The 24,065-nt window shown below is 28.5% G+C and carries 20 protein-coding genes; 5 read left to right on the top strand and 15 right to left on the bottom strand.

Going from position 1 to position 24,065, the window contains the following annotated elements; translation table 11 throughout:
• Positions 1-9: 9 nt before the first annotated feature.
• Positions 10-1,044, top strand: a complete 1,035-nt coding sequence (locus tag H518_RS0105680; RefSeq protein ID WP_028888170.1) for an AI-2E family transporter — start codon at positions 10-12, stop codon at positions 1,042-1,044.
• Between the two features lie 7 nt (positions 1,045-1,051).
• Here H518_RS0105680 and H518_RS0105675 read toward each other — a convergent pair whose 3' ends face one another.
• Together H518_RS0105675 and H518_RS0105670 are read right to left on the bottom strand one after the other, a co-directional pair.
• Positions 1,052-1,564, bottom strand: a complete 513-nt coding sequence (locus tag H518_RS0105675; RefSeq protein WP_028888169.1) for an acyl-CoA thioesterase — start codon at positions 1,562-1,564, stop codon at positions 1,052-1,054.
• Positions 1,565-1,625: 61 nt separating this feature from the next.
• Complete coding sequence (locus tag H518_RS0105670; protein WP_240472496.1) at positions 1,626-2,564, bottom strand: HU domain-containing protein; 939 nt, start codon at positions 2,562-2,564, stop codon at positions 1,626-1,628.
• Between the two features lie 56 nt (positions 2,565-2,620).
• On the opposite strand from H518_RS0105670, the gene dprA reads away from it, so the two are divergent.
• Complete coding sequence (gene dprA / locus H518_RS0105665; RefSeq protein WP_028888167.1) at positions 2,621-3,724, top strand: DNA-processing protein DprA; 1,104 nt, start codon at positions 2,621-2,623, stop codon at positions 3,722-3,724.
• On the opposite strand, the gene H518_RS0105660 is transcribed toward dprA, so the two are convergent.
• Positions 3,721-4,713, bottom strand: coding sequence for a hypothetical protein (locus H518_RS0105660; RefSeq protein ID WP_028888166.1), 993 nt, complete (start codon positions 4,711-4,713; stop codon positions 3,721-3,723). The genes dprA and H518_RS0105660 overlap by 4 nt on opposite strands.
• A gap of 76 nt (positions 4,714-4,789) precedes the next feature.
• Between H518_RS0105660 and H518_RS0105655 the strand changes: the two genes are divergently transcribed.
• Entirely contained in the window at positions 4,790-5,878 is a 1,089-nt protein-coding gene (locus tag H518_RS0105655; RefSeq protein WP_028888165.1) for a hypothetical protein, read from the top strand.
• On the opposite strand, the gene H518_RS0105650 is transcribed toward H518_RS0105655, so the two are convergent.
• The 9 genes from H518_RS0105650 to H518_RS20420 form a co-directional block, all read right to left on the bottom strand.
• Positions 5,875-6,735: a DMT family transporter gene (locus tag H518_RS0105650; protein ID WP_028888164.1), complete on the bottom strand. Its 861-nt coding sequence runs from the start codon at positions 6,733-6,735 to the stop codon at positions 5,875-5,877. The two genes, H518_RS0105655 and H518_RS0105650, sit on opposite strands and share 4 nt — an antisense overlap.
• 3 nt (positions 6,736-6,738) lie before the next feature.
• Positions 6,739-7,275, bottom strand: coding sequence for a metal-dependent hydrolase (locus H518_RS0105645; RefSeq protein ID WP_028888163.1), 537 nt, complete (start codon positions 7,273-7,275; stop codon positions 6,739-6,741).
• A 296-nt stretch (positions 7,276-7,571) separates the two neighbouring features.
• Positions 7,572-8,045, bottom strand: coding sequence for a hypothetical protein (locus H518_RS0105640; RefSeq protein WP_155995168.1), 474 nt, complete (start codon positions 8,043-8,045; stop codon positions 7,572-7,574).
• Between the two features lie 156 nt (positions 8,046-8,201).
• Positions 8,202-11,537 carry a transcription-repair coupling factor gene (mfd, locus tag H518_RS0105635; RefSeq protein WP_028888161.1) on the bottom strand — a complete coding sequence of 1,112 codons (3,336 nt, stop codon included), beginning with the start codon at positions 11,535-11,537 and terminating at the stop codon, positions 8,202-8,204.
• 154 nt (positions 11,538-11,691) lie between these two features.
• Positions 11,692-12,180 carry a DinB family protein gene (locus H518_RS0105630; RefSeq protein WP_028888160.1) on the bottom strand — a complete coding sequence of 163 codons (489 nt, stop codon included), beginning with the start codon at positions 12,178-12,180 and terminating at the stop codon, positions 11,692-11,694.
• A 77-nt stretch (positions 12,181-12,257) separates the two neighbouring features.
• On the bottom strand, positions 12,258-12,833 hold the full coding sequence (locus H518_RS19310; protein ID WP_043706558.1) for a hypothetical protein: 576 nt from the start codon (positions 12,831-12,833) through the stop codon (positions 12,258-12,260).
• A 36-nt stretch (positions 12,834-12,869) separates the two neighbouring features.
• Entirely contained in the window at positions 12,870-13,316 is a 447-nt protein-coding gene (locus H518_RS0105620; protein ID WP_028888159.1) for a hypothetical protein, read from the bottom strand.
• 1 nt (position 13,317) lies between these two features.
• Positions 13,318-13,962 (bottom strand): hypothetical protein, encoded by a 645-nt coding sequence (locus H518_RS0105615; protein WP_028888158.1) that lies wholly within the window; start codon positions 13,960-13,962, stop codon positions 13,318-13,320.
• Positions 13,963-14,185: 223 nt separating this feature from the next.
• Positions 14,186-14,608, bottom strand: coding sequence for a hypothetical protein (locus tag H518_RS20420; protein ID WP_028888157.1), 423 nt, complete (start codon positions 14,606-14,608; stop codon positions 14,186-14,188).
• A gap of 225 nt (positions 14,609-14,833) precedes the next feature.
• Here H518_RS20420 and H518_RS0105600 point away from each other — a divergent pair, with 225 nt between their 5' ends.
• Positions 14,834-16,630 (top strand): T9SS type A sorting domain-containing protein, encoded by a 1,797-nt coding sequence (locus H518_RS0105600; RefSeq protein ID WP_028888156.1) that lies wholly within the window; start codon positions 14,834-14,836, stop codon positions 16,628-16,630.
• 169 nt (positions 16,631-16,799) lie between these two features.
• Here the strand turns inward: H518_RS0105600 and H518_RS0105595 are convergent, their stop codons facing one another.
• Complete coding sequence (locus tag H518_RS0105595; protein ID WP_081411155.1) at positions 16,800-17,690, bottom strand: LysR family transcriptional regulator; 891 nt, start codon at positions 17,688-17,690, stop codon at positions 16,800-16,802.
• A 78-nt stretch (positions 17,691-17,768) separates the two neighbouring features.
• Here H518_RS0105595 and H518_RS0105590 point away from each other — a divergent pair, with 78 nt between their 5' ends.
• On the top strand, positions 17,769-18,671 hold the full coding sequence (locus H518_RS0105590) for a haloalkane dehalogenase (RefSeq protein ID WP_051263676.1): 903 nt from the start codon (positions 17,769-17,771) through the stop codon (positions 18,669-18,671).
• Positions 18,672-18,766: 95 nt separating this feature from the next.
• On the opposite strand, the gene H518_RS0105585 is transcribed toward H518_RS0105590, so the two are convergent.
• Positions 18,767-22,420 (bottom strand): AAA family ATPase, encoded by a 3,654-nt coding sequence (locus H518_RS0105585; protein WP_028888153.1) that lies wholly within the window; start codon positions 22,418-22,420, stop codon positions 18,767-18,769.
• 10 nt (positions 22,421-22,430) lie between these two features.
• Entirely contained in the window at positions 22,431-23,633 is a 1,203-nt protein-coding gene (gene sbcD, locus H518_RS0105580) for an exonuclease subunit SbcD (RefSeq protein ID WP_028888152.1), read from the bottom strand.
• Positions 23,634-24,065: the final 432 nt, after the last annotated feature.

The following is a 24,065-nucleotide window of genomic DNA, read 5'->3' as shown; positions in this document are numbered from 1 at the left end:
TTTAAGTAAATGAAAAACGCTGCAAACTTCATTATAACTATTGTTGCAATAGTAACTGCATTAGTTATTGGTAAAGGAATTTTAATTCCTTTTATTTTTGCATTAATTTTTTGGTTTTTAACACGTGAAATACGTAAAACCATCTATAAAATGCCCTTTGCTAAAAAAATTATTCCTTATTGGTTGAGTAATCTTTTTGTTTTTACTTTTATTGTTTTGGGTTTTGGGTTCATTTCTGAAATTATTACCAATAGTATTGCTGATTTATCTACTTCATATTCTAAATACGAGCCTAATATTGGCGCTATTATTAAAAGTTTAGATGCCTATTTTCATATTGATATTATTAAATCGATAAAATCGGTTATAGGAGATTTTGATTATGGATCTGTTTTAGGAGATATCGCTAACGGAATTAGTAGTTTATTAGGCGATACTTTTATGATTGTTATTTATGCTTTGTTTATCTTTTTAGAAGAAAGTAGCTTTAAAAAGAAGCTTATTAAAATCTTTGAAGACAAAGAAAGTAGCTATGCTAGTATGCAATCTATGTTATCAAAAATAGAATTTTCTATTTCTAATTATCTCCGTTTAAAAACTTATGTAAGTTTGCTTACTGGTGTTTTAAGCTATATTGTTTTACTTATAGTTGGCGTAGATAGTGCACCTTTTTGGGCCTTTTTAATTTTTTTATTAAACTATATACCAACCATTGGTTCGTTAATAGCAACTGTTTTTCCTGCTATTTTTAGTTTAATACAGTTTGGTGAATTTACACCGTTTTTAATAGTTTTAACAGCAGTGGGTTCTGTTCAAGTAATTGTTGGTAATGTTATTGAACCTAAATTATTTGGTAAATCTCTAAACCTAAGCCCGCTAGTAACCATATTATCCCTAGCTATTTGGGGTAAAATATGGGGTGTTACGGGCATGATTTTAAGTGTACCAATTACTGTAATTATGATTATTATCTTTTCTCAATTTGAAAAAACAAAATCAGTTGCTATCTTTTTATCTGAAAATGGTGATATAGATAAGGTTTAAAGGGCTTTTAACTTAGAAACAATGCTTTTAACTCTTTAGCTTCTTTAGGGTCTAATTTACCTGCTAAAACTAAACTTAATTGTTTTCTACGTAAAGCTGCATCAAAACGTTTTTTCTCTAATGCTGTTTCTGGAGTAATTTGTGCAATAGGAACTGGCTTACCAGTTTCATCAACAGCTACAAACGTATAGATACCTTCATTTACCATTGTTTTTTCACCTGATTGACGATCTTCTATCCAAACATCAACATATACTTCCATTGACGATCTAAAGGCTCTTGAAACCTTTGCTTCTAACGTAACAACACTTCCTACTGGAACCGATTTTGTAAAAGCAACATGGTTTACAGATGCAGTTACAACAATTCGCCTAGAATGACGACGCGCAGCAATACTACAAGCTCTATCCATACGAGCTAATAATTCTCCTCCAAAAAGATTGTCTAAATAATTTGTTTCTCCTGGTAAAACAAGGTCAGTAAGTACTGTTAATGATTCTTTAGGCGTCTTAGCTCTCATCAATTATAATTTTGATGCAAAGATATAAATAAAGCTAAAAAGTAAGTTGTTTATAAGTTGATTATTTAACCAATAACCAAGCATCTTTGTTTACGTTTTCTTGAATATCTGCAAGTTCTTTACGCGCTTCATCTTTAGAACTGAAACTTGTAAACGCTACTTGAGTTAAACCAAAATCGTTTTTCCCTAAAATTTTAGCATCATAACCTAAATCTTGTAACTCAGTCAATTTTTTCTCAGCATTTATAACTTCCTGAAAAGCACCTGCTATAATATGAAAATTTTGACCTTCTGTTTTTGTAATATTTAAATTAATTGTTGGCAACGGGTTATCAATAACAAAAGTTGCTGATTGAATTTTTTTAGCTACAGTATTTTCTTGATCTGCTAAAAACTGTTTTTGAGATTGGTTTTGAAAACCATTCCATCCAGCGTAAGCTATTCCTACAAGAACAGCTGCTGTTGCTGCGTACTTAAAAAACACAGGTACATTGTTTTCTTTCTCTTTAGCGTCTATAGGTAATACTTTAACTTCTTGTGTTATTCTTTTTACACTAGGGCTTTCAACTTCCGCTAATCCAAAAGATGTTGTTAAGAAATTACTTGTACTATTTGGCTGAAAAACAACTTGTTTTGCTTCATTTAAAGATAAACTCCCTAAAGAAGCAACTTTAATAGATATCGTTTCTAAATCGCTTTTCCATTCTGTAACTTCATTTGCGATAAAAGCAGTTGCTTTTTCGAAAGAAATATTTCTACTCGAAGCAATATAATTCGCCAATAAACCATCGTTGTGATGCAAATATGAATTAAAAGTAATTTGTTTTTTTGGTGGGTAAAATGTGTGTGTTTCACTATTCATTTTAGCACCTATTTTGTTGGTCACAAAACCTCCAAAACCAGGAACAATTACGCATTCGTATCTGTACAATAAATCGTTTATATAATTGGCTAATGTCATAGTAACAAATATAGTTTTTTTATGAATTAATATGCTCATTACTTTGAAATCTTATCAACAGTTTTTTTGTATATTGATAATCAAATTATTGCCACATGAAAATCGAAAAAAAATTAGCTATTCTACGATTACAAGCTACCAAAAACATCGGTGATGTTTTAGCAAAAAAGTTAATTAACACCACTGGTAGCGTAGAACAAGTGTTTAAAGAAAAAGCTAGTACGCTGCAAAAAATAAATGGAATTGGTACTCATACACTAAAACATTTATTCGATACAAATAACATAAATAGAGCAGAGGAGGAGCTAAATTATATAAACAAAAACAATATAGAATTTTCTTATTTTTTAGATGCTGATTATCCGTATAACTTAAAGCATTGTATTGATGCTCCTATCCTATTTTTTAATGACGGAAATATAAACCTCAACAATCAAAAAATAATATCAATAGTTGGTACTAGAAAAATAACTTCTTACGGTCGTGATTTTTGTAATCAACTTATTGAAGACCTATCTAAGTACAATCCAATAATTGTAAGCGGCTTTGCATACGGAGTAGATATTTGTGCTCATAAAGCAGCTGTTAAAAATAATTTACAAACAATTGCTGTATTAGCCCACGGATTAGAACAAATGTATCCAAAAACACATAAAAAGTATTGTACTGAAATAACTAAAAATGGTGGTTTTATTACTGAGTTTTGGCATGAAGAACAACCTCTTCGTGAAAATTTTTTAAAACGAAATCGTATTGTTGCTGGTTTATCTAAAGCTACAATTATTATTGAATCTGCAGAAAAAGGAGGTTCGTTGGTTACTGCCGATATTGCAAATTCTTATAATCGAGATGTTTTTGCTGTTCCAGGAAGAACCAATGATGCATATAGCAAAGGTTGTAATGCTATTATTAAAAATAATCAGGCACATTTATTAACCTCATCTAACGATATTGTAAAAATGCTTAACTGGGACTTACAAGCTTCTAAAAAACCTACCGTAATACAAAAGGAATTGTTTATTACTCTAACTAATACAGAACAAAAAGTTTATGATTATTTAATCAAAAATGGAAAACAGTTGTTAGATGTTATCGCTTTTAAATGCGACATTCCAGTATATAAACTGTCTTCTTTATTACTTCAAATGGAACTTAAAGGTGTTATAAAACCTTTACCTGGTAAATTGTTTGAGGTTTAATCTAAAACTATAGAAAACACATGCATTACACTTACCTTTTTTCCATCTTTTATGGCTGGTAATAATTGTGGTAATTTTTTTAAAACATCTTTTACATGTGTTTTTATTTTTTCATGAGGTGCTCTTACTTCTACTTTTGAAATCATTCCTTCAGCATTTATAGTTATACGAACATATAACTTTTTAGCGCCTTTTAATAAACTTAAACTTTTATGAATCTTGCTATCATAATTATCTTTTAAAAATTGTTTTATTCTCTTATCAAAAACTTTTATTAAGTTTTCTTTTGGTAAATTTTCATCTTGTAAAAAGATTGGAGGGTAATTAACTTCTCTTGAATAAAAAAAAGTTTCTATACTTTCATATTCAAGATCAGAATTATCACGAATACCTCCTCTAATTACATCTTCAGGCTCAACAATTTCCAGTTCAGGAACTTCAATAATTGTATCAATGTTAAAGGGCTCTTCTAATACTACTTTCCCTGTTGTTTCTATTACCGTAATACCTCCTATAGAAGGTGGTGGTGGAGTTTTACATTCTTTTTTTTCAGAATCTTTCTTTAAAACTGGTATAACAAATCCATCTAATTCGTTATCTGTAATATCATCTGTTTTTATAATAGAATCAATAATTTCAACTTTATCAATTTTTTGAACTTTACCAGTATTTGTTGTACAACTAAACAATGTAGTTCCCATAGCAAAAATTAAAGCTAATAAAAATATTTTTTGAAATGATAATCGTTGATAAAAAGTAGTTTCTGGTAACTGAATTACAATACTATCTAACTGTTTTTTATAAAAATGCCCACAAACACGTTTTCCTTTATTTTCAATAAGATAATCTTTAATTTGACTAGTAGATTTTGTTGTAAAATCTACTACGGTTTTTGCGCATAGCTTACAAAATTTACCCTTTTCATTAGGTGTCATTTTATCCCAACTTTCATTACATGGTTTTGGAATTGTCAACTTAAAATTTTTCATAGTAGCAATTTTCTTAAATAATTAACAAAAATTATTCCAAATAAATTAAATTAGCTTTCATACAAAAAGTTTATACATGTCATCAGAAGAAAAATTAATGTCTCAAAAAAAACCTGCTTTTCCTGTAAATAAAAAGCTCTCTTTTTATTTAAAAAGGCACAGTAGAACGATTCAAATACCTATTTTTTATGATGATTTATTGCGTTTTCAAGGGTCTGTGTCAGTTTTTGACAAACATGATAATGATACCTTATGGGTACGTGTTTATTATAATGAATTTGAACAAGAAGAAATAGATTTAAGCTTAAAGAAAGTATATAATATTTTATATTCTAATGGTTCGGACGCTAGTATTAAACATTTAAATATTGACGCTATTGACTTTTGTACCTTCGGAAACTCACAACCTTTTAGAATAAAGGTTCGAAATATTTTAAATGACAATTACACCTATTTTTATGTTAAGAAAACGGATTCTTCTCGTATATATGGTTTGGAATTAGAAGACATTTTATCACCATATAACTTAAACTTTCTTGTATATAAAAACACTTTAATAGAAGAACATATTTCAGGTATTCCTGGCGATGTATTCATTAAAGATTATTTAGATGATTGTTTAGATGTTGAAAAAGCACAAATCGCTAAAGAGTTTGTAAAGTTTAATGAACGTTGTATGATTCGTTTACTAGGTGATATGCGTTCGTATAATTATGTGATTATACCTACACATGATTTTGAAAATGTAGTATATAAAATTAGGCCTATAGATTTTGATCAACAATGTTTTGAAGGAAAATTTAAAGTTTATTATCCGCAATTTTTTAAAGAAAATTTAAAAATGGTACAGCTTGTTAGTAATAAGCTTACTTCAGAGTCTATAGAACAGTATAAGTTAGAAGAACGATCAATAGTTTCTAAACGAATTTTAGGATCGCGTTCACGATTAAACCGTTTACTTACCGCAATGAAATCTGATAATATTTCAACTCCCGAAAAAATTAAACAATTAAAGGCTGAGATATTTGATTTTACAGGTGATATTAATTTTAGAGATAGTGACGGAATGGGGGAGATACTACATAGTGCATTATCTTTTATTTTAAGAAACTACGAAGATGTAAGCATGAAAAGTATTATACAGCAACAACAAAAATTATATTAATTTTTCTTACTTCTAACACTTTCTATAACCACGGTTGCTAAAATTAAACTTCCGCCTACGAAAGTATTCCATGTAGGTATCTCATTTAAAAAAATAAACGCTAAAATAATACCAAATATTGGCTGAACACTACTTATAATACTTGCTGTAGATACTGAGAAAAACTGTAATGAATGTACCATTAAACTATGTCCTATTGCTGTTGTCAACAATGCCAACAATAATAAGTACGGGAATTGACTTTCAAAGCCAGAAACATCCATAAAAAACAATACAGGTAGCAAACAAATTGTAATAATTAATGTTTGATAAAACATCAGCATTCCTCCATCATATTTTGCGACATATTGCTTTAAAATTAAAATTCTAATCGAATAGCATAGGGCAGAGAGTAAACCAAATAAAATTCCTTGTACATTCGAGCTTTCTAGATTAAACTCAGGAGCTAAAATATAAACGCCTAACAAAACCATACACCCTAAAACAATATACATTGGATTGAATTTTATTTTTAAAAACAAAGGTTCTAAGAAAGCAATCATTACCGGAAATGTATATAAAGACAACATTCCTATAGCAACATTAGAACGCTTGAGTGCATAAAAGTAGGTAACCCAATGAATTGCCATAAAAATTCCGCTAATAATAAACGGAACAATATGTTTATTAGATTTTATTTTTAAATCGACTTTTTTAAATCGACAAAAAACATATAAAAATACCATTGCAAATACAGATCGAAACCATATAATTACTTCTGATGGCATGGCTATATATTTACCTAAAACTCCCGAAGTACTAATAAAAAAAGTAGCTAATAGTAGACCTGATAAATTTTTAATATGATTGCTTTGCATTTGTTATTTTTTGCTTCTTTTAAAATACATTGTAATAAATATGTAAAATATACTCGGGATTCCAATCCAAATTAACTCACTTAATACTACTTTAATTCCTCTTTCACTAAAAAAACGTGCTACTCCAATAGGAGAAACTTTAATTGGTCGCCAAGGAAAAAAATAACGAGTGGTATCGAAAGGCGAGAAAAATGCAACTCCCAAACCTCCTGTTGTTAGTGCATCTAAAACAGCGTGAGATGCTGTACATACTGTAAAATATAATATAAGCACTATCCCTTTTTTACTAAATAAAATCCTGCTATAAAAAATAACAGTAATTAAAACACCTATAATTAAAGCAAAAAGTAGTGAATGTGAAAAACCACGATGTCCCCAAAAACTTTCATATTTAACACCAAAACTGAAACCAATTACATCTGCATCTGGTATTATGGCACAAATGATACCTAATAAAATAAATTTCCAGTTTACAATTGTTTTAGAAAAACCTTTTCCTAATGCAAAAGCTGCTAATGCATGCCCAAATATTGATGCCATTTTTATATTTTTCTAGTCATTACGATGCGTGAAATAATGAAGTAATCCAGTGAATAGCCATAAAATCCCACCAATAATAAACGGAACAATATGTTTGATTTTATTTTTAAATCTGCATAAATATATAAACCTTTTGCAAATACAGAGCTAGATCATATAATTACTTCCGATGACATTGCAATATATTTTTATAAGTACCTGAAATTCTTATAAAGAATATTGCTAAAACAAATTGAAATAACTGCCTCTTATAAAAAACTTGTCTATTCAAAATAGAAAAACCTAAAGTTTTTATTCTAATTGTTTTCATTTCTAACTTTCTCCATATTTAACGAATAAGCTTCGATTATTTTAGAAAAAAAACTTGAATAAATTTCGTTAGAATAAACTTTATTTGTTTTTCTATCTATTATTTGGTAAGAAAAAACACTGTAGTTTGGTCCAGAAATAGGATTCGCATTTACTGTATTCTGTTCAAAAATATATCTGTACTTATTCTTGTCATTATACTTACTTGAAAATAAATTATTTATTGAGACAAACTCATATTCTCCTTTGTAATTATTTTTAATATGTTTTTTCATATATCTATCAATACTATTTCGAGAAACTAATTTGCATATTAAAACTTCATTTTTTTTTCCAAAATTCGGAGGTATCGCTCCTTTTTCAATTGTAGTATTTTTTAACATACTATTTTTTATAATAGCTCCACAAGATATTAGTGAAAACAAAAAAATAAACGATAGTAATTTGATGAAATTTTTCATAATTTCTTAAAATTTAAGTGAGCGACAAAACTCATGAATTTTTATATTAAAACAAAAAAAATTAGTTTCTCATAATGTTATTTATATCAACTTTAATATATTTAAAACTGTCGTCTTAAATTAAAGATTACTTCGTACCTCGCAATGACAATCATTTTAAATTTTTTGCAATACTTTTAAAGCTGTATTTACACTATCAATTCTAATAAAAGTAATCAATAGACGTAATCCATTTTTAGTTTTCTTCTCTTTCATTACACAGCTTTTTGAATTATGCTGCACATACTTTAACATTTTTGTAAATCCTTCTGTTTGATAAAAACCGCTTTGTTGATCAGATACAAAGTATCCAATCATACGCTTCTGCTTTAAAATAATTTTTTCTAAACCTAATTCTTTTGCAAACCATTTAATACGAACACTATCTAATAAATCTTGAACTTGTGTTGGGTATTCTCCAAAGCGATCGGTAATCTGGTTTTCAAACTCAACTAACTCTTCTTCTTTGGTTAAACTACCTAATTTATTATACAAACTCAATCGTTCTGTTACCGAATTTACATAATCATCAGGAAATAAAATTTCAAAATCAGTATCAATTTGCACCTCTTTTACGTATTCCTTCGGTATGTTTTCATCAACTGGATACAGATCTTTAAACTCATTTTCTTTTAGTTCTATAATCGCTTCTTCAAGAATTTTTTGATAAGCATCAAATCCTATATCATTAATAAATCCGCTTTGTTCTCCTCCTAATAAATCTCCAGCACCACGAATTTCTAAATCTTTCATGGCTATATTTAATCCGCTTCCTAATTCAGAAAACAGCACTAATGCTTCAATACGTTTACGAGCATCATCAGTCATCATATGAAATGCTGGTGTAATAAAATAACAGAAAGCTTTTTTATTAGAACGTCCTACACGACCACGCATTTGGTGCAAGTCAGATAATCCGAAATTATTGGCATTGTTTATAAAAATAGTATTTGCATTTGGTACATCTAATCCACTTTCAATAATGGTTGTCGATACCAATACATCAAATTCACCATTCATAAAACCAAGCATTAATTCCTCTAGCTTTTTACCTTCCATTTGCCCATGACCAATACCAATTTTGGCACTTGGTACTAAACGTTGTAATAAGCCTGCTACTTCTTTAATGTTTTCTATTCTATTGTGAATAAAAAACACTTGGCCTCCTCGAGAAATTTCATACGAAATAGCATCGCGAATAATTTCTTCTCCAAAACGAATAACATTGGTTTCAATAGGATGACGGTTCGGCGGTGCTGTTTTTATAACAGATAAATCACGCGCTGCCATTAAACTAAATTGTAAGGTTCTTGGTATTGGCGTTGCTGTTAATGTTAGCGTATCAACATTTTCTTTAATCGTTTTTAGTTTATCTTTTACTGCAACTCCAAATTTTTGTTCTTCATCAATAACTAGCAATCCTAAATCTTTAAATTGTAGTTTTTTATTCGTTAATTGATGTGTTCCTATCACAATATCAACACTTCCGTTTGCTACTCCCTCTATAACTCCATTACGCTGTTTTGTAGTTCTAAAACGATTTAGGTAATCAATTGTAACAGGGAAGTCTTTTAAACGTTCTGTAAAGGTTTTAAAGTGCTGAAACGCTAAAATAGTTGTTGGTACTAAAACGGCTACTTGTTTTCCGTTATCAACTGCTTTAAAAGCTGCACGAATAGCAACTTCTGTTTTACCAAAACCAACATCTCCACATACCAAACGATCCATCGGTTGTGGTTTTTCCATATCGGCTTTTACATCTTGTGTTGATGAAAACTGATCTGGTGTATCTTCATATATAAAACTTGCTTCTAACTCGTGCTGCATGTGTGTATCGGGTCCGAAGGCATATCCTTTCTGTAATTTTCGTTTTGCGTAAAGTTGAATTAAATTAAAGGCAATATGCTTAACTCTTGCTTTGGTTTTTTGCTTTACTTTTTTCCAAGCATCTGAACCTAATTTATATATTTTAGGTGGTTTTCCGTCTTTACCATTAAACTTCGATATTTTATGTAATGAATGAATACTAACATATAAAATATCACGATCGCCGTAAATAAGTTTAATTGCTTCTTGTTTTTTTCCTTCTACATCAATCTTTTGTAAACCTGCAAATTTTCCGATTCCATGATCAATATGTGTTACATAATCACCAATTTCTAACTTTGTTAGCTCTTGTAATGTAATGGATTGTTTTTTCTCATATCCATTTTTTAAACGGAATTTATAATAGCGTTCAAATATTTGATGATCGGTATAACAAACAATTTTATTTTCTAAATCTACAAATCCTTGATACAACGGAAATACAATTGTTTCATAAGAAACATCTTGCTCATTATCATCAAAAATGTCATGAAATCGTTGTGCTTGTTTATCGTTAGAACAAAAAATGTAATTGGTAAATCCTTTTGCTGAAAATTCGTTAAAATTCTGAATTAATAGTTCGAATTTTTTATTAAAAGAGGGCTGCGGATGCGTATTAAAAATTATCTCTGAAAGACCTTTAGTCTCTGGTCTAGATGACATTTCTATTAATGTAAACTCTTGTAGTTCTTTTTCTATTAAAGCCCCATTACAAAATAATTCTGTAGGTTTAGCATGTTTTACATCTGTAGATAGTTCATTGAACGATAATTCAGCTTTTTTAAAAAACTTATCTAAATTCTCAGTAAGAATCTGTGTGTTTTTTACAAAAATTGCCGTTTTTGATGAAATATATTTTAAAAAGCTTTCTCTATTTTCTTGTAGCGTTTTGTTTTCTACATTCGGCATGATGCTTACTTTCTGTTGCTTTTCTTTAGAAAGTTGTGTTTCTACATCAAAGGTTCGAATACTATCTACCTCATCACCAAAAAACTCCATACGATAAGGCTCGTCATTCGAAAATGAAAACACATCTATAATTCCACCTCTAACAGAAAACTCACCTGGTTCGGTAACAAAGTCTACACGATTAAAATTGTATTCAAATAATACTTCGTTTATAAAATCGGGAGACACATTTTCGCCTACCGTAATTTTTAACGTATTTTTTTCTAATTCTTTTTTGGTAACTACTTTTTCAAATAGGGCAGTAGGGTAAGTAACTATTATAGCTGGTTTTCTTCGTGAATTGATACGATTTAAAACCTCAGACCTCAATAATACATTCGCATTATCGGTTTCATCTATCTGGTAAGGTCTTCGGTAAGAACCTGGATAGAATAACACGTTTTTATCTCCCAATAATTGTTCTAAATCGTTTAAATAATATGCAGCTTCTTCCTTATCATTAAAAATTAATAAAAAGGGTTTGTCTGCTTTTTTAAAACTTTCAGAAATAACAAAAGACAACGAAGAACCAACCAAATTCGCTATTTGAAAATGGTGTTGTTCTTGTTGAAGTTCACTTACAATCTGGTTTACGTTACCTGATTGTTGGTAATGATTTACAATAGTTTGCTTACTCAACCTAAAAAAATTTACGCAAATATACGAGTATTATTTTTTGGTTTTTAACCTTTATTATAAAGCTAATTTAATGTTAGTTTCTCTAATTTTTTTGTTCTTTTTATTCAAAATAACTGAATATTAAAAAGGCTTTAAATTTTATCTAGATGCTATTTTATTGATAAGTTGTAAGTACTCTTTTTAGCATTGCTATTTGTCCGTTATGCCAACTTTGGTGTTGCGATAACCATAATAATGCGTCATACTTTATTTTTACTGCAGGATTTGGCACTGCTGTTTCTTTTTGCAAGTCTTTTGCTCTTAAATTTTTAATACCTTTTAAAATTAAAACGAATGTTAAATCATAAATTTCTAATAATTCTTCACTTGATGGTTTTTCACTTTTAAAGTTATTTGGATTTGACTTTGGTCCATAAAACTTAATATAATCAGCTACATTTACTTTGTTTTTAAACTCTTCACTTGCTCCTGATATTGAAGCTATTCCGTGTAAATAATTGGCTAAAATAATATGACCTATTTGCCAATTTAAATTTGACTCTATAACATTAGGTGTTACGAACCATTTTTCAACAGGAATATCATTAATTAATTTCAATGTTTTTTCTTTCGCTAGAATAATTTGATTTTTTAACGTTTTCATTCTTTTTTTTGTTTAATTATATTAAGGTAAACGTTTTTAAGTTAAATACCAAAAACACATAACAATTGAAAGCTATTTTACTTCTTGTCTTTAAAGTTTTTTAAACGATATTTTAACTTTAAGATTCCTTCTATTTTTTTAGAAATTTCCTTTAATGTAGTTTCTGTATCTTCAATTATTTCATCTAACTCTTCATCAACTTGTATATGATGTTCATTTAATTCTGAATACACTCCTTTTAGTTTGGCTTCAGCAATCTGTAGTCGTTGCTTTATGTTTGCTGTTCTATCAATATCTTTCGGAGATACAACGCCTAGTGCGTATAAACTATAAAATAAGATTACTATAAAAATACAGCTAACTATTATTAATATGGCTAAAATTGATACTGCTATATCGCTAGTACCTTCATCAAACTCTTCACCAGCATCATTAAAATAGGCTTCTTTACAATGATTTTCACCATCTATTGGGTAAAAACTAAAGTTTATAATATTTCTGAATATTCGCCATCTTAAAGGAATTTTTGCTGATTCATAATACCTTTCAGTATAATACCCAACTCTTGATGATATTGTATTATCTGGATTACCACCAGCAATTACATTACCTAATTGATCTATAGCAATGAAAAAATTTGTAAGAAAATTCATCTTTTAATTACAATGTTATTAATAAATTAATTCACTTTAATCTAATTTTTTATAAACTTCAATGTTTTTATAAATGGTATCATTCCTCATATAGGTATTTACTTGCTTATACCATTTATTACCTCGCTCTATCGGTATAATATATTTATTAACAGTACTCTTCATTGTTTTAGACATAGAAGTGAGTATTTCTGTAATCGTATCATTTTTAAAAGTGTAGGTACCATACCCATGCCATTCAGAACCATCTTTTGCAGGATCGGTATTCCAAATTACCCGACCGTTTAAATAAAATTTATGCTGTACCTTAGTAGTATCAACTCTTAAAGTATCACCATTTGCAAGATGATAAAATTCACTTAATTCCCATACACCTTCCATTGGCTTTAACTTTTCATTTTTAGAATTACATGAAATACAAATTAGTAATATGAATACTAGACCTGCATAAGTGCATTTATTTAAGGGAACTCTATTTTTCATATTATTTCAATAATTCTTCTAATTCTTTTCGGTTTTGTAATTCTGGATAATACGTAGTTACAATTCCGTAGTTAAAAAATGAACTTGCCATTTTAATACTGTCAGAAGCCAACTCGTTATTGCTACTCAAAAACTTTTCTATACTTCCGTTTTCTGTATTCATTACAAAGGTTGAAGCAATGTCAATATACGCATCTTTTATGTATTTTTTAAGTTGTAATTTTTTGAATTTTACTTCAGAGGTGAATGTTGTAATATCATAATTTGCTATCTTTTCAGTAAATGAATTACAATCGAAGCAGACTAATAATTTCTCTCCTAGTTTTAGCTTATATTTTATAGATATATCCTTACCTACAAACTTTTCAAAGCCATTCATATCTAAAAAAACTAGAGTATCATTTTTAATAGTTTTAACCGTCATAGCCGTTGTTAAATAATCACTTGGCATAATAAGTTCTTCTCTTACCGATAATATTGTTGCTTTGGTTGAAATAGCAGTAGTTGTATTTTTTTTATGCTTCAATTTATCAATTAAAACGTTTTCTTTTACAACTTTTGTTATAACTGATTCCTTTTTACTACTTGGTTTACCGCATGAAACTAAAAGTATCGCAAATAGTAAATAGCTTATTAAATTCTTCATAGGTTGCTAATTTTTTTATAAACAATAATTTATTCAGCTTCTTTCTAGTTAATTTGCAATCGCTTTTCCTAACAATTCTCCTAATTCAAAAAAATAGCCAAAAGCCAACATAACTAGTACTAATACAATTAATATTGCCCAATAATTTACTTTCTTCTTTTTATTCATTTTAATTTTTATCTGTTTCTATTTAATACATTAATTACTAAAGGTTCTATAGTTTTTATTCTAACTCTTTAAAATAAATCTTATTAACTCTTATCACATTGGTTTCATACCAACAAGGCTCATATTCGGGTTCTTCAGATTCTTTTAATTTCACATATTTTTTTGCATCATTGCTATCTATAAATATTTTTTCTGTTATTCTAGTTTCTTGACCAAAACCCTCCATAAAATAACTGATTACGTACAAGTCATCAATTATTGTTTCCTTATCACCTTCTAATATTTCAGAAACATCTGAGATTATAACATCATCATTTAAACTTACAGTTCTGTAAGCTTGTTCAGACCATTTATCATTATCTTTACAATACTCAATGTATAATTTTTTTGCTTTATTAGCTTTTTCAGTATTCTCAAATATTCCGACAATTATTTTATGATGGGTATATTCCGATATTTCTCTTTCAACTATAATCATATTTTTTCAGCTAGACATAACATCATTTTTTTACAAAACGACCGTTTAATCTTTAATACTCCAAATTTAATAGAATAATATAAGTATTTTATGTTTGGATGGAAATATGTGTAAACCAATGTCCCTTTACTATAAAAAATCACAATCTAAAAAACATTAATTTATCAATAACATCTTTTTTTTGTTAATTTTTTACATATATTTAATTAATAAAACCCTTCTAAAATGAAATTAATTAAAACTTTATGTATTCTTTTTACATCTTTAACCCTTTTTTCACAAAATTTTGTTGAAAAAAAACTCCCAAAACCTGATAATCTTAGTTCCTTATTTATTGGACCACTACTAAAATCAACTATCCATTATGGAGCTAAGCCTGATAATTTTAATGGAAAAGTTATTTTATTTAACCATGGATATATTGACCTTAACCAGCTTTTTTTTACAAATAACACATTTTATCAAGAAGCTTATAATGAAGGCTATCAAGTTGTTTTTGTTGCTACAACAAGAGGAGAAGGTATGTGGGCTAATGGAAAATTATTAGCTGAATCTATTGATACTATAACCAATAAATATCATGTTAATGATGTATACATTATTGCGCATAGTAACGGAGGAAAAGCCTCTGAAGTTGCAATGTACACACATAAAAAATATAATAAAGTAAAAAAGGTTTTTGCTTTAGGAACCCCATATTGGGGTACGTATTTAGCTGACATATCACAACAATGGTGGCTAAATTGGTTGTGGAAAAAAACAGGTTTAAACGAAGGAGGTGCTACCTCAACAACATACTATTGTAGAGATGTTGTACGTCCATATTTTGACAACCATGTAAATAATGAGCCTTCAAAATTTATTATTCTTGGTGGATCGGGCTTTGCTAGGGGTCATACACTTTTAGCTCCATTAATGTTTGCCAGTGGTAGCGTTTTATATTTACATCAGGGTGTAAATGACGGGGTGTCTCCATATAAAAGTACGCTTAGACCTAATGGAATTTATACATTTAAAAAAAATGAAGCTTATTTAGATCATGTTGATATTGCATTAGGGCAATATGTATGGAAACATATAAAACCTTACTTAGATGAAAATGTATTAAAAAAGACTATGACAAAAAATGATTCTGAATTAATTAATTACACTAAAACTACAAGTGATTATCAAATTATTAATTCAGAAAATGATTATGACAAGATTATAGCAGATAAAGGCAATACAAATATTGATTTACAAATATTTCATGAAAACTCATATTCCGACTTCAATTTAAAGTCTACAAAAGGTAGTTTACTGCCACAGAGAGGAAAGTATAGCAAAACGAATTCTGTAGCTGACTATGTGAGTAATTACACACTTAAAGCATCAAATTCAAGTGTTTTAAAGGGTAACTCAAAATTTGTTGCTTATGCTCATCAATCCAATGGCCCAAAAATGGTTTATGAGGTTAAAAAAGATGAAAACATATTAAAAGTATCTTTTCTAGATTCTAATGCAAATACTGATGATATTGAAGTAACAGCTACTATTACCAAAACTTCTGATTTACTAGGTAATACTACTGAAGATGAAATTTATTTACAATCGTTTAACTACCATCAAAAAACAAAAAATTTTACACTTGATACATCCTTTTTTAAAGAGGGTGTTTATACTATATACATCAACAGTAAACATCTTGATTTCACTAGAAATATAATTTCAGGATTTACCGTTGGTACTATCACAAATACTAAAATTAAAGAATTAAATACTCCAAAAGAATTTCTTTTTGACATAAAGCTAAGTAATACTATAATTACGAACTCAATAAATATTAAAACTAAAGGAATTAGCCCTATTCATAAGCTTTCAATTAAAATTTATACCATAAACGGACAATTAATAACAGATGCTATTATGATTAGAAATAATGGAATATATAGTACTAATACTAACAATCTTTCTTCAGGTTTGTATATAGCTACTATAGCCTATAAAAACCATTCTAAAAGTTTTAAAATTATAAAAAAGTAATTTATTTTTAATCTGAATATTTAAAACTTAGGCTCTTCTTTTGCAACAGTCTCAATATAGGCACACTCTTAAATTTTCTCAGTAATAAAGAACATTATTCTTTTTACTGAGAAAATTAGCCTATAAAATGCACTAAAAAAATAGCCCCATCTGAAGATAAAGCTCCTTTCTATTTCTTAAAATCTTTTTTTATTTCGTTAATAAATGAATTTTCAATTTTAGAAATTTTATTTAAACTAGCAACATACCAATTTCTTTTTCCTAAACTTGAATCTAATGAAATCATCTTTAAATTTTTGTCTTTCAAAAAAGATTCAGCAGCCCATTTTGCCATTATCGAAATTCCCAAATTTGCACTTACCAATTCTATAATAGCCTCGGTTAATTGTACTTTCTGAATAGAATCTACAAGACCAATATTATTATGTAATATATTAGTAAGAACATAATTTTTACTTTCGGGAATATCATATAAAATTAAGTTTTGATTGATTAAGTCGTTTAAATTAATTTTTTTTATTCCACTCAATCTATTGTCTTTAGATAAAATGACTACCATTTCATCTGTTATTAAAGGTTCAAAATTTATTGAAGGATGGTTTGATGTATTACTTACAATTGCTAAATCAATTTTACCTTCTAAAAGAAATTGTAATGGTTCTTTTGTAGCTTCTATATTAATCTGAACATTTATAGCTGGATTATCTTTTCTAAACTCTTGAATAACTCTTGGCAACCAATGATAACATGTATAACACTCGGTTGTTAACCTAATTCTCTTTTTTTTTCCTTTTTTTATTTCTTCCAATTCAGAATTAAGAAGACTTATGGATACCAAAATCTTTTCTGAATTAGAATATAATATTTGACCAACATCTGTAAGTACTAGTTTTTTGTTTAATCGATTAAACACTTTTAAACCAATTTCTTCTTCTAGCTTTTTCAACTGATGACTTAATGCTGGTTGAGAGAGATACAATTTCTCAGAGGCTTTCGTTACCGAACCTTCTTTTACAATGACATTCACAAGTTTTAAATTACGCAAAGAAACATCCATCATTAAATAAATTTATGTAAATGATAAAATTAATTCATTTTCCTCATACATACAAGAATTTTATATTTGAACTATAAAATAATGATCTTTAACACAGAAACTATGGTACAGAATAATCAAGACATAATCTCAAACTATTATGAAGTATATGACAGTAAAATGCATGTACTTGAGTATGGTAAAGAAGAAAAAGGAGATCCAATACTTTTTCTACACGGAAATCCAGCAAACAGTTTTTTATGGCGAAACATTACACCTTATGTTCAGGGAATTGGACATCATATAATTGTTCCTGATTTAATAGGAATGGGAAAATCAGATAAGCCTGCTATTGATTATACATATATGGAACAATATACTTATGTAGAAAAATTAATTGAAAAAATGGGTCTTAAAAATATTACTTTGATTTTGCATGATTGGGGCTCAGGAATAGGCTTTAATTATTTTGCAAACCATCAAAATAATATCAAAGCAATTGTATTCATGGAAGGGATAATTCAAGATATTGGTACATTCTTTCCTAAAGAAAATATTGATTTTTTTAATAAATTACGTGGTTCCGAAGGTTATAAAATGGTAGTTGAAGATAACATATTTTTAAATGATGTTTTACCAACTTGGGTGTCAAGAGATTTAACAGAAGAAGAATTAGAAGGCTATAGAATTCCCTTTCAATCAGTAGAAAGTAGAAAGCCAATATGGAAATTTATTTCACAAGTACCTTTAAATGGGAAACCTGAATTAACAGCTTCAATAATAAAAAACTATAGAGAAGTTTTACAGAACTCGAAATTACCTAAATTATTTTTCTATGCTGAACCTGGTGCTTTTATGCCTGAACCTGTTAGAAATTGGATTATTGAAAATATACCAAATTTAGAACCTGTTAATATTGGTAAGGGTGTTCACTTTATTCAAGAGGACAACCCTGAATTAATTGGTAAAAAAATAAAAGAATTTATATTAAAACTCGAAGATTAAATTTTCATTAATTCCTAAATTATTGAAATATCCCGTAATTAGTTTTTTACGGGATTTATATCATACTTTCATGCCTGTTTCTCTGATACTGATATCTAAACAACATTAACAACACTAACTCCATTGCTTTTTTTAGTGATTTGAATTTGAGTAGGAATACGCTCTTTTAAATTTTCTACATGCGATATAATTCCTATCATTTTTCCTTGCGATTGTAAAGTTTCTAAAGTAGAAATAACCGTTTCTAAGGTATTACTATCTAAAGTACCGAACCCTTCATCAATAAACAAAGAATCAATTTTTACATTTTTACTTGCTAAGTCAGACAACCCTAGTGCCAAGGCTAAACTAATAATAAACTTTTCGCCACCACTTGACGTATCTACCAATCGTGCTTGATCGGTTTGGTAATGATCTATCAAATTAAAATTAAGTTCTTCTTTAGGTTTGTAAGCTTCTTCCATTTTTAGTGAATAGCGCTTGTTTAGCTTGTATAAATGCACATTTGCAAGATCTAGCAAGTGTTTTAAAGTTAAACGCTGTACATATACGTTAAACGCGTCTTTAGAGTTTCCTATAATTTTGAATAAATCTTTCCAAACAGCACAAATTTTTGCTTGTGCATCTATTTTTTTATAAACTTCTTTATTCCGGTCTCTTATTTCTTGGTCTTTTCTAAAAGCCTCAACAATTTTACCCTTTTCAGTTAAACAGGTTTTCTGCTGTGTTGTTATCTTTTCTAATGCAACCTTACTTTCCGCTTCAGTAATATCAAATTTTTTAGCCTCTTGTAAAACTTCTTTGGCTTTTAAATTAGCTTCTATTAAAGCTTTCAATTTTACTTGATTCTCAGTTATTCGTTCTTTATTTTTTGTGTACTTTACTTTAAGTTCTTTTGTTAACAGCGCCTTTTTAACAGCTTCTTTCGCGCTAAAACCAGTATTCTTTACCTGAGCCTCAAAAGTGGTATTTAAGTTGCTTATTTCACTTAATAAAACCTTTTGTTCTTCGTTGTTTTTCTGTTTTAACGTTTCTCTTTCAGTTTTAGCATCTAATAATTTTTGCAGTGCTACTTTGCTTGCTTCTACTTTTTCAAGCAATTGTTTACGTAACAACTGTAAACTTTCTCTTTTACTTTCTACTGTTTTATCAAGTGGTAAAATACCAACACGTTCCGTTTTTAATAGGGTAGTGGTTATTTTACTTGTTTCTATAGTTTTTAAATACTCATTTTTAATTTTAATCTGTGTTTCTAATTGCTTTTCTATACTAACTAAAGTTGTATTTAAAACTTTATGTTCTGTTTTTAATGCATCTAAATTTTTCTGTGCAGTATTGTATTGGTTTATAGCTTGTTCAATAGCTGTTAAAAACTGATTTGTATTAGCAACAGTAGGTAGTTGGTACTTAAATTTACCTAAGCTTGTTTGTAAATTTTCTTCTAAAGTTGTGCAAATAGCTGTTAAACTGTCAATCGATTTTTGAGTAGTATCAATTTCTGAATTCGTATTTTTAATTTTCTCACTAAGCGTAGCAATCGCTGTTTTTAAGGTGTTTATAGCTTCGTTTTGTGAATCAATACTTTTAGATAATATATCTTTAGTAGTTTGTAATTCTTGTGCTGTTTTTAAACTTTTTTCTACTACTTTTATTTTCTCAAGCACAGCAGTTAATTCAATCTCAACCTTAGCATCATTTGTTAATTCACAATTAATATTTAACGCCGTCGCTTTTAATCTAAGTGTTTTTAAAGCTTCAGTAATTGTATTTATTTGAGGAGTTAAACTAGTAATCGTAGTACTTAGCTTTATTTCATTTTTTTCTAACACTGATTTAGAATCCTCAAGTTTTTTTAAGTGCTCTTTTCTGTCAATAACCGTTTTTTCTGACTCTGAAATACCTACTGATACTAGATGTTCTGTAAAAGGATGTTCTTCTGAGCCACATAAACCACAGGGTTCTCCTTTTTTTAGGTTTTTACGATCGACTTCGTATTTAGCAATACTTTTTTCTAAATTCAATATTTTTTCAGCATCAGTAACTGAAATTTCTTGAGCAGCAATTTGTTTTTTAATACTTAGTAGCTGTTTCTTAAAAACTTCTAATTCCGTTAATACCGATTTTTTCTGAGTTTCTTTCTCGGTAAGTTCTTTCTGTAATTTTGCAACTTCTTCCCCGTAGTTTTTAAACTGTTTCCAGTCTAATTCTAATAAACAAAGTTTCTTTTGAGTTGCTAATAAATCAGCGATATTGTTTTTAGATAATTGTGCTGTTACAAGTGCTATTTCTTTCTCTATTTTTTCAATTTCAGCGCTTTTTTTAGCTAGTAACTCTTTCTTATCTTTTAAAAACAAGGTAGTTTCTGCTACTTCTTTGTTTTTCTGATTAAGCAGTACGTTATTTTTATCTAATGTTTCTTTATTTCCTTTTAAAGTAGTTAGGCTAGTAGTCCAATTGGAAAACTCAGCTTCAACATTCGTTAAAAATTTATTTTTTAATATAAATTCTTCATCAGTTTTAATCGTTGCTACAGTTGTTTTTAAATTTGTAACTATAGCGTTCTTATCTTTTAGCAACGCATCTAATTGAAGTGTTGCTGTATTTAATTTTTCAATTGATTTCTGATTATTTTCAGCTTCATTTTTTAACTGACCATCTAATCTTGTTATTAAATCGAATTTAGGCAGCCAAGCAGTAAACTCTTTATCTGCATTTTCTAATGCTATTGTTTGCTTTTGAAATAATTCTTTTGAATTTTCAATTTTAGGCGTGAGTTCTGTTAATTGTGTAGTTATTATTTTTAACTGAGCTGCTTTATCTAGGGTATTTTTCTCATTTCTATTAAAACTTAGCATTAGTTCTTCAAAAGGTGCTGCTTTATCATTTAAAGCAAGCAAGGCTAGTTCTGTTTTATGCTTTTCGATAAAGGCATCAATTCCTTTTGAATCTTGGGCTAATTTTTCTGATTCTTCTATTATTTTCTGATACTTAACATACCAATTAACAATAGCCGTATGAGTTGTAATTTCTTTTTCTATCTTAATGATATTTACATTAAGCGCTTCATCCTTTTGTGCTAATTCTGTTTTATTTTCTTCAGTTAAAATATCATCTGCGTTAATTTTAGCTTGAATTTCTTTTAACTTAGTATCTTCTTTAGATTTTCTTTCTAAAATTCCTTGGCCTATTTTTTTATAAATCTGTTCTCCGGTAATTTGCTCTAGTAATTTTCCTTTATCTGGCCCTTTTGCTGATAAAAATGATGCAAAATCACCCTGAGCTAATAATACAGATCGTAAAAACTGATTATAATCTAATTGAGTAACCTTGCTAACTTCAGTAATTAAATTTCGTTTTTGAGTAGCTAAAATAGCATCAGTACTTAAGTTTTTTAAACTTACTTCTTCCTTAGCATTTTTATATTTTTTTCCAGATTTATCAGCAATTCTAATTCCCCAGAAAACTTCATAAATAAAATTATTATTTTCGAAAGTAACCCTACTAAACGCATCGTTTGCATTATGACTTACCACATCTAACAGCGTAGCTTTTGTACCTTTAAAACGTGGAACATTATGATACAATGCAATGGTAATAGCATCTAAAATAGTTGTTTTTCCGGCACCAGTAGCTCCCGTAATAGCATATAAACCAACATCTTTAAATTGCTCGTTCTCAAAATCTATTACAATAGGTGTATCAGATTTTAAAGAGTTTATATTTTGTAATTCTATTTTTAATATTTTCATATTATATAGATTATTGTTTTTTAACAGATTGTAACACTTCATTAAAAGCATCCCAAACTTCGGGGCTATTCTCTAAATCAAATCCCATTTCTTTACATTTTAGCGTAAAAACTTCGGTAGGTAATAACTCTTTAATTGATTTTGTATTTTTTAATAACTCTTCAATTCCTACTGTTTTTCGTTGATTTTTTAAGGATATTTTTAAGACTTCGAACACTTGTTCATCAGCTGCTTTTTTTAAATCATCAGTATTTATCGTATTCTCTTCATGTAAAATAATTTCTACCCAAGGTGTTAATTCATACGAATTAGAAACAATGTTTGAAAATTCTTGAATACATGCTTCCATAGTTCCTGAAACACTATAAAACTCTCTAAAACGAGGAATTATAACGTCATTAACATCACTTATTTTATTATCTTCTATAGTTAAAACAAGTACTTTTTTATCGTAATTAATTTCGCTAAAACTTAAAATATTTGGTGACCCTGAATATCTTACCTTTTCATTTCCACCAATTATTTGTGGCCTGTGTAAATGACCCAAAGCGATATAATCAAAATAAGTAGGAAAATCTCCCGCTCCTATATGCCCTAAAGTACCTACATAAATATTTTGTTCACTGTCAGAAATAGAACCGCCTGTAACAAATAAATGTCCCATTGCAATAACTGGTGCATTGCTTGTATTTATTAATTTACTTTGCGTTTCAACCAATTTATAATGGTTTATTAATGCGGTTTTATATTTATCAGTAAGTTCCTCAAAAGATTCTCCAGCTACAGCTCGTCTAATATCTCCATCACGTAAATAGGGGACTGCTCCTATAATTACTTTTTCTCCGTTTATCTCAATTTCAAAAACTTCGTCTTCAATATTTTCTGTTGCTTTTCCAACAACTTTTATTGCCAATGCGTCTAATAAATATTTAGGCGCATTTAAAGTACCTGGTGAGTCATGATTTCCCCCTGTAATAATAATAGATTTACAAGTAGTTGTTTGCAACTTTACTAAAAAGCTATAATACATTTCTAAACTTTGATTCGATGGAGAACCAGAATCAAATACATCTCCTGAAATTAACAACACATCAATTTTTTGATCAATGATGTAATTTTCAATCCAACTTAAAAACAATGTTTGTTCTTCTAATTGTGATTGTTCATGTAATCTATGACCTAGATGCCAATCGGCAGTATGAAGTATTCTCATTTAATATTTGTTTTTACTTTGTAGAAGCTTACAAATTTAAGGAAGTAAAACTACGTTCTTTTAAGATGCAGCCGTAAAAGAATTATTAAACATCCTAAAAAAGAAGAAATAGGAAAATATTAATTTATCAACGCTAAACATAAACTATTCATAAAGGAGAAACAATTAAAAAAACTATTTATTTTTTGTGGTACTATAAATTTCATGCTCCTTTTCATTTTTTGAGTAAATACTAACTTTAAATACATTTTTACAACAATAAAATAGCACAGTAACGATTATATAACCTGTTTTTTTAAAACCTCTTAAATCAGCTTTTTTAAACCCTTTTTTAATTAGTAATTTTTATTAAACAAAACAAAACTATAAAAAAAAATTATGCTAAGTTTTTCAATAAATTTCTTAACTTTAGTAAAAGGTTTATCGTGACTT

Origin of the sequence: Tenacibaculum ovolyticum DSM 18103, assembly GCF_000430545.1 — a bacterium.
GTDB classification, from domain to species: domain Bacteria; phylum Bacteroidota; class Bacteroidia; order Flavobacteriales; family Flavobacteriaceae; genus Polaribacter; species Polaribacter ovolyticus.
This window is presented reverse-complemented; position numbering and strand designations above follow the sequence as displayed.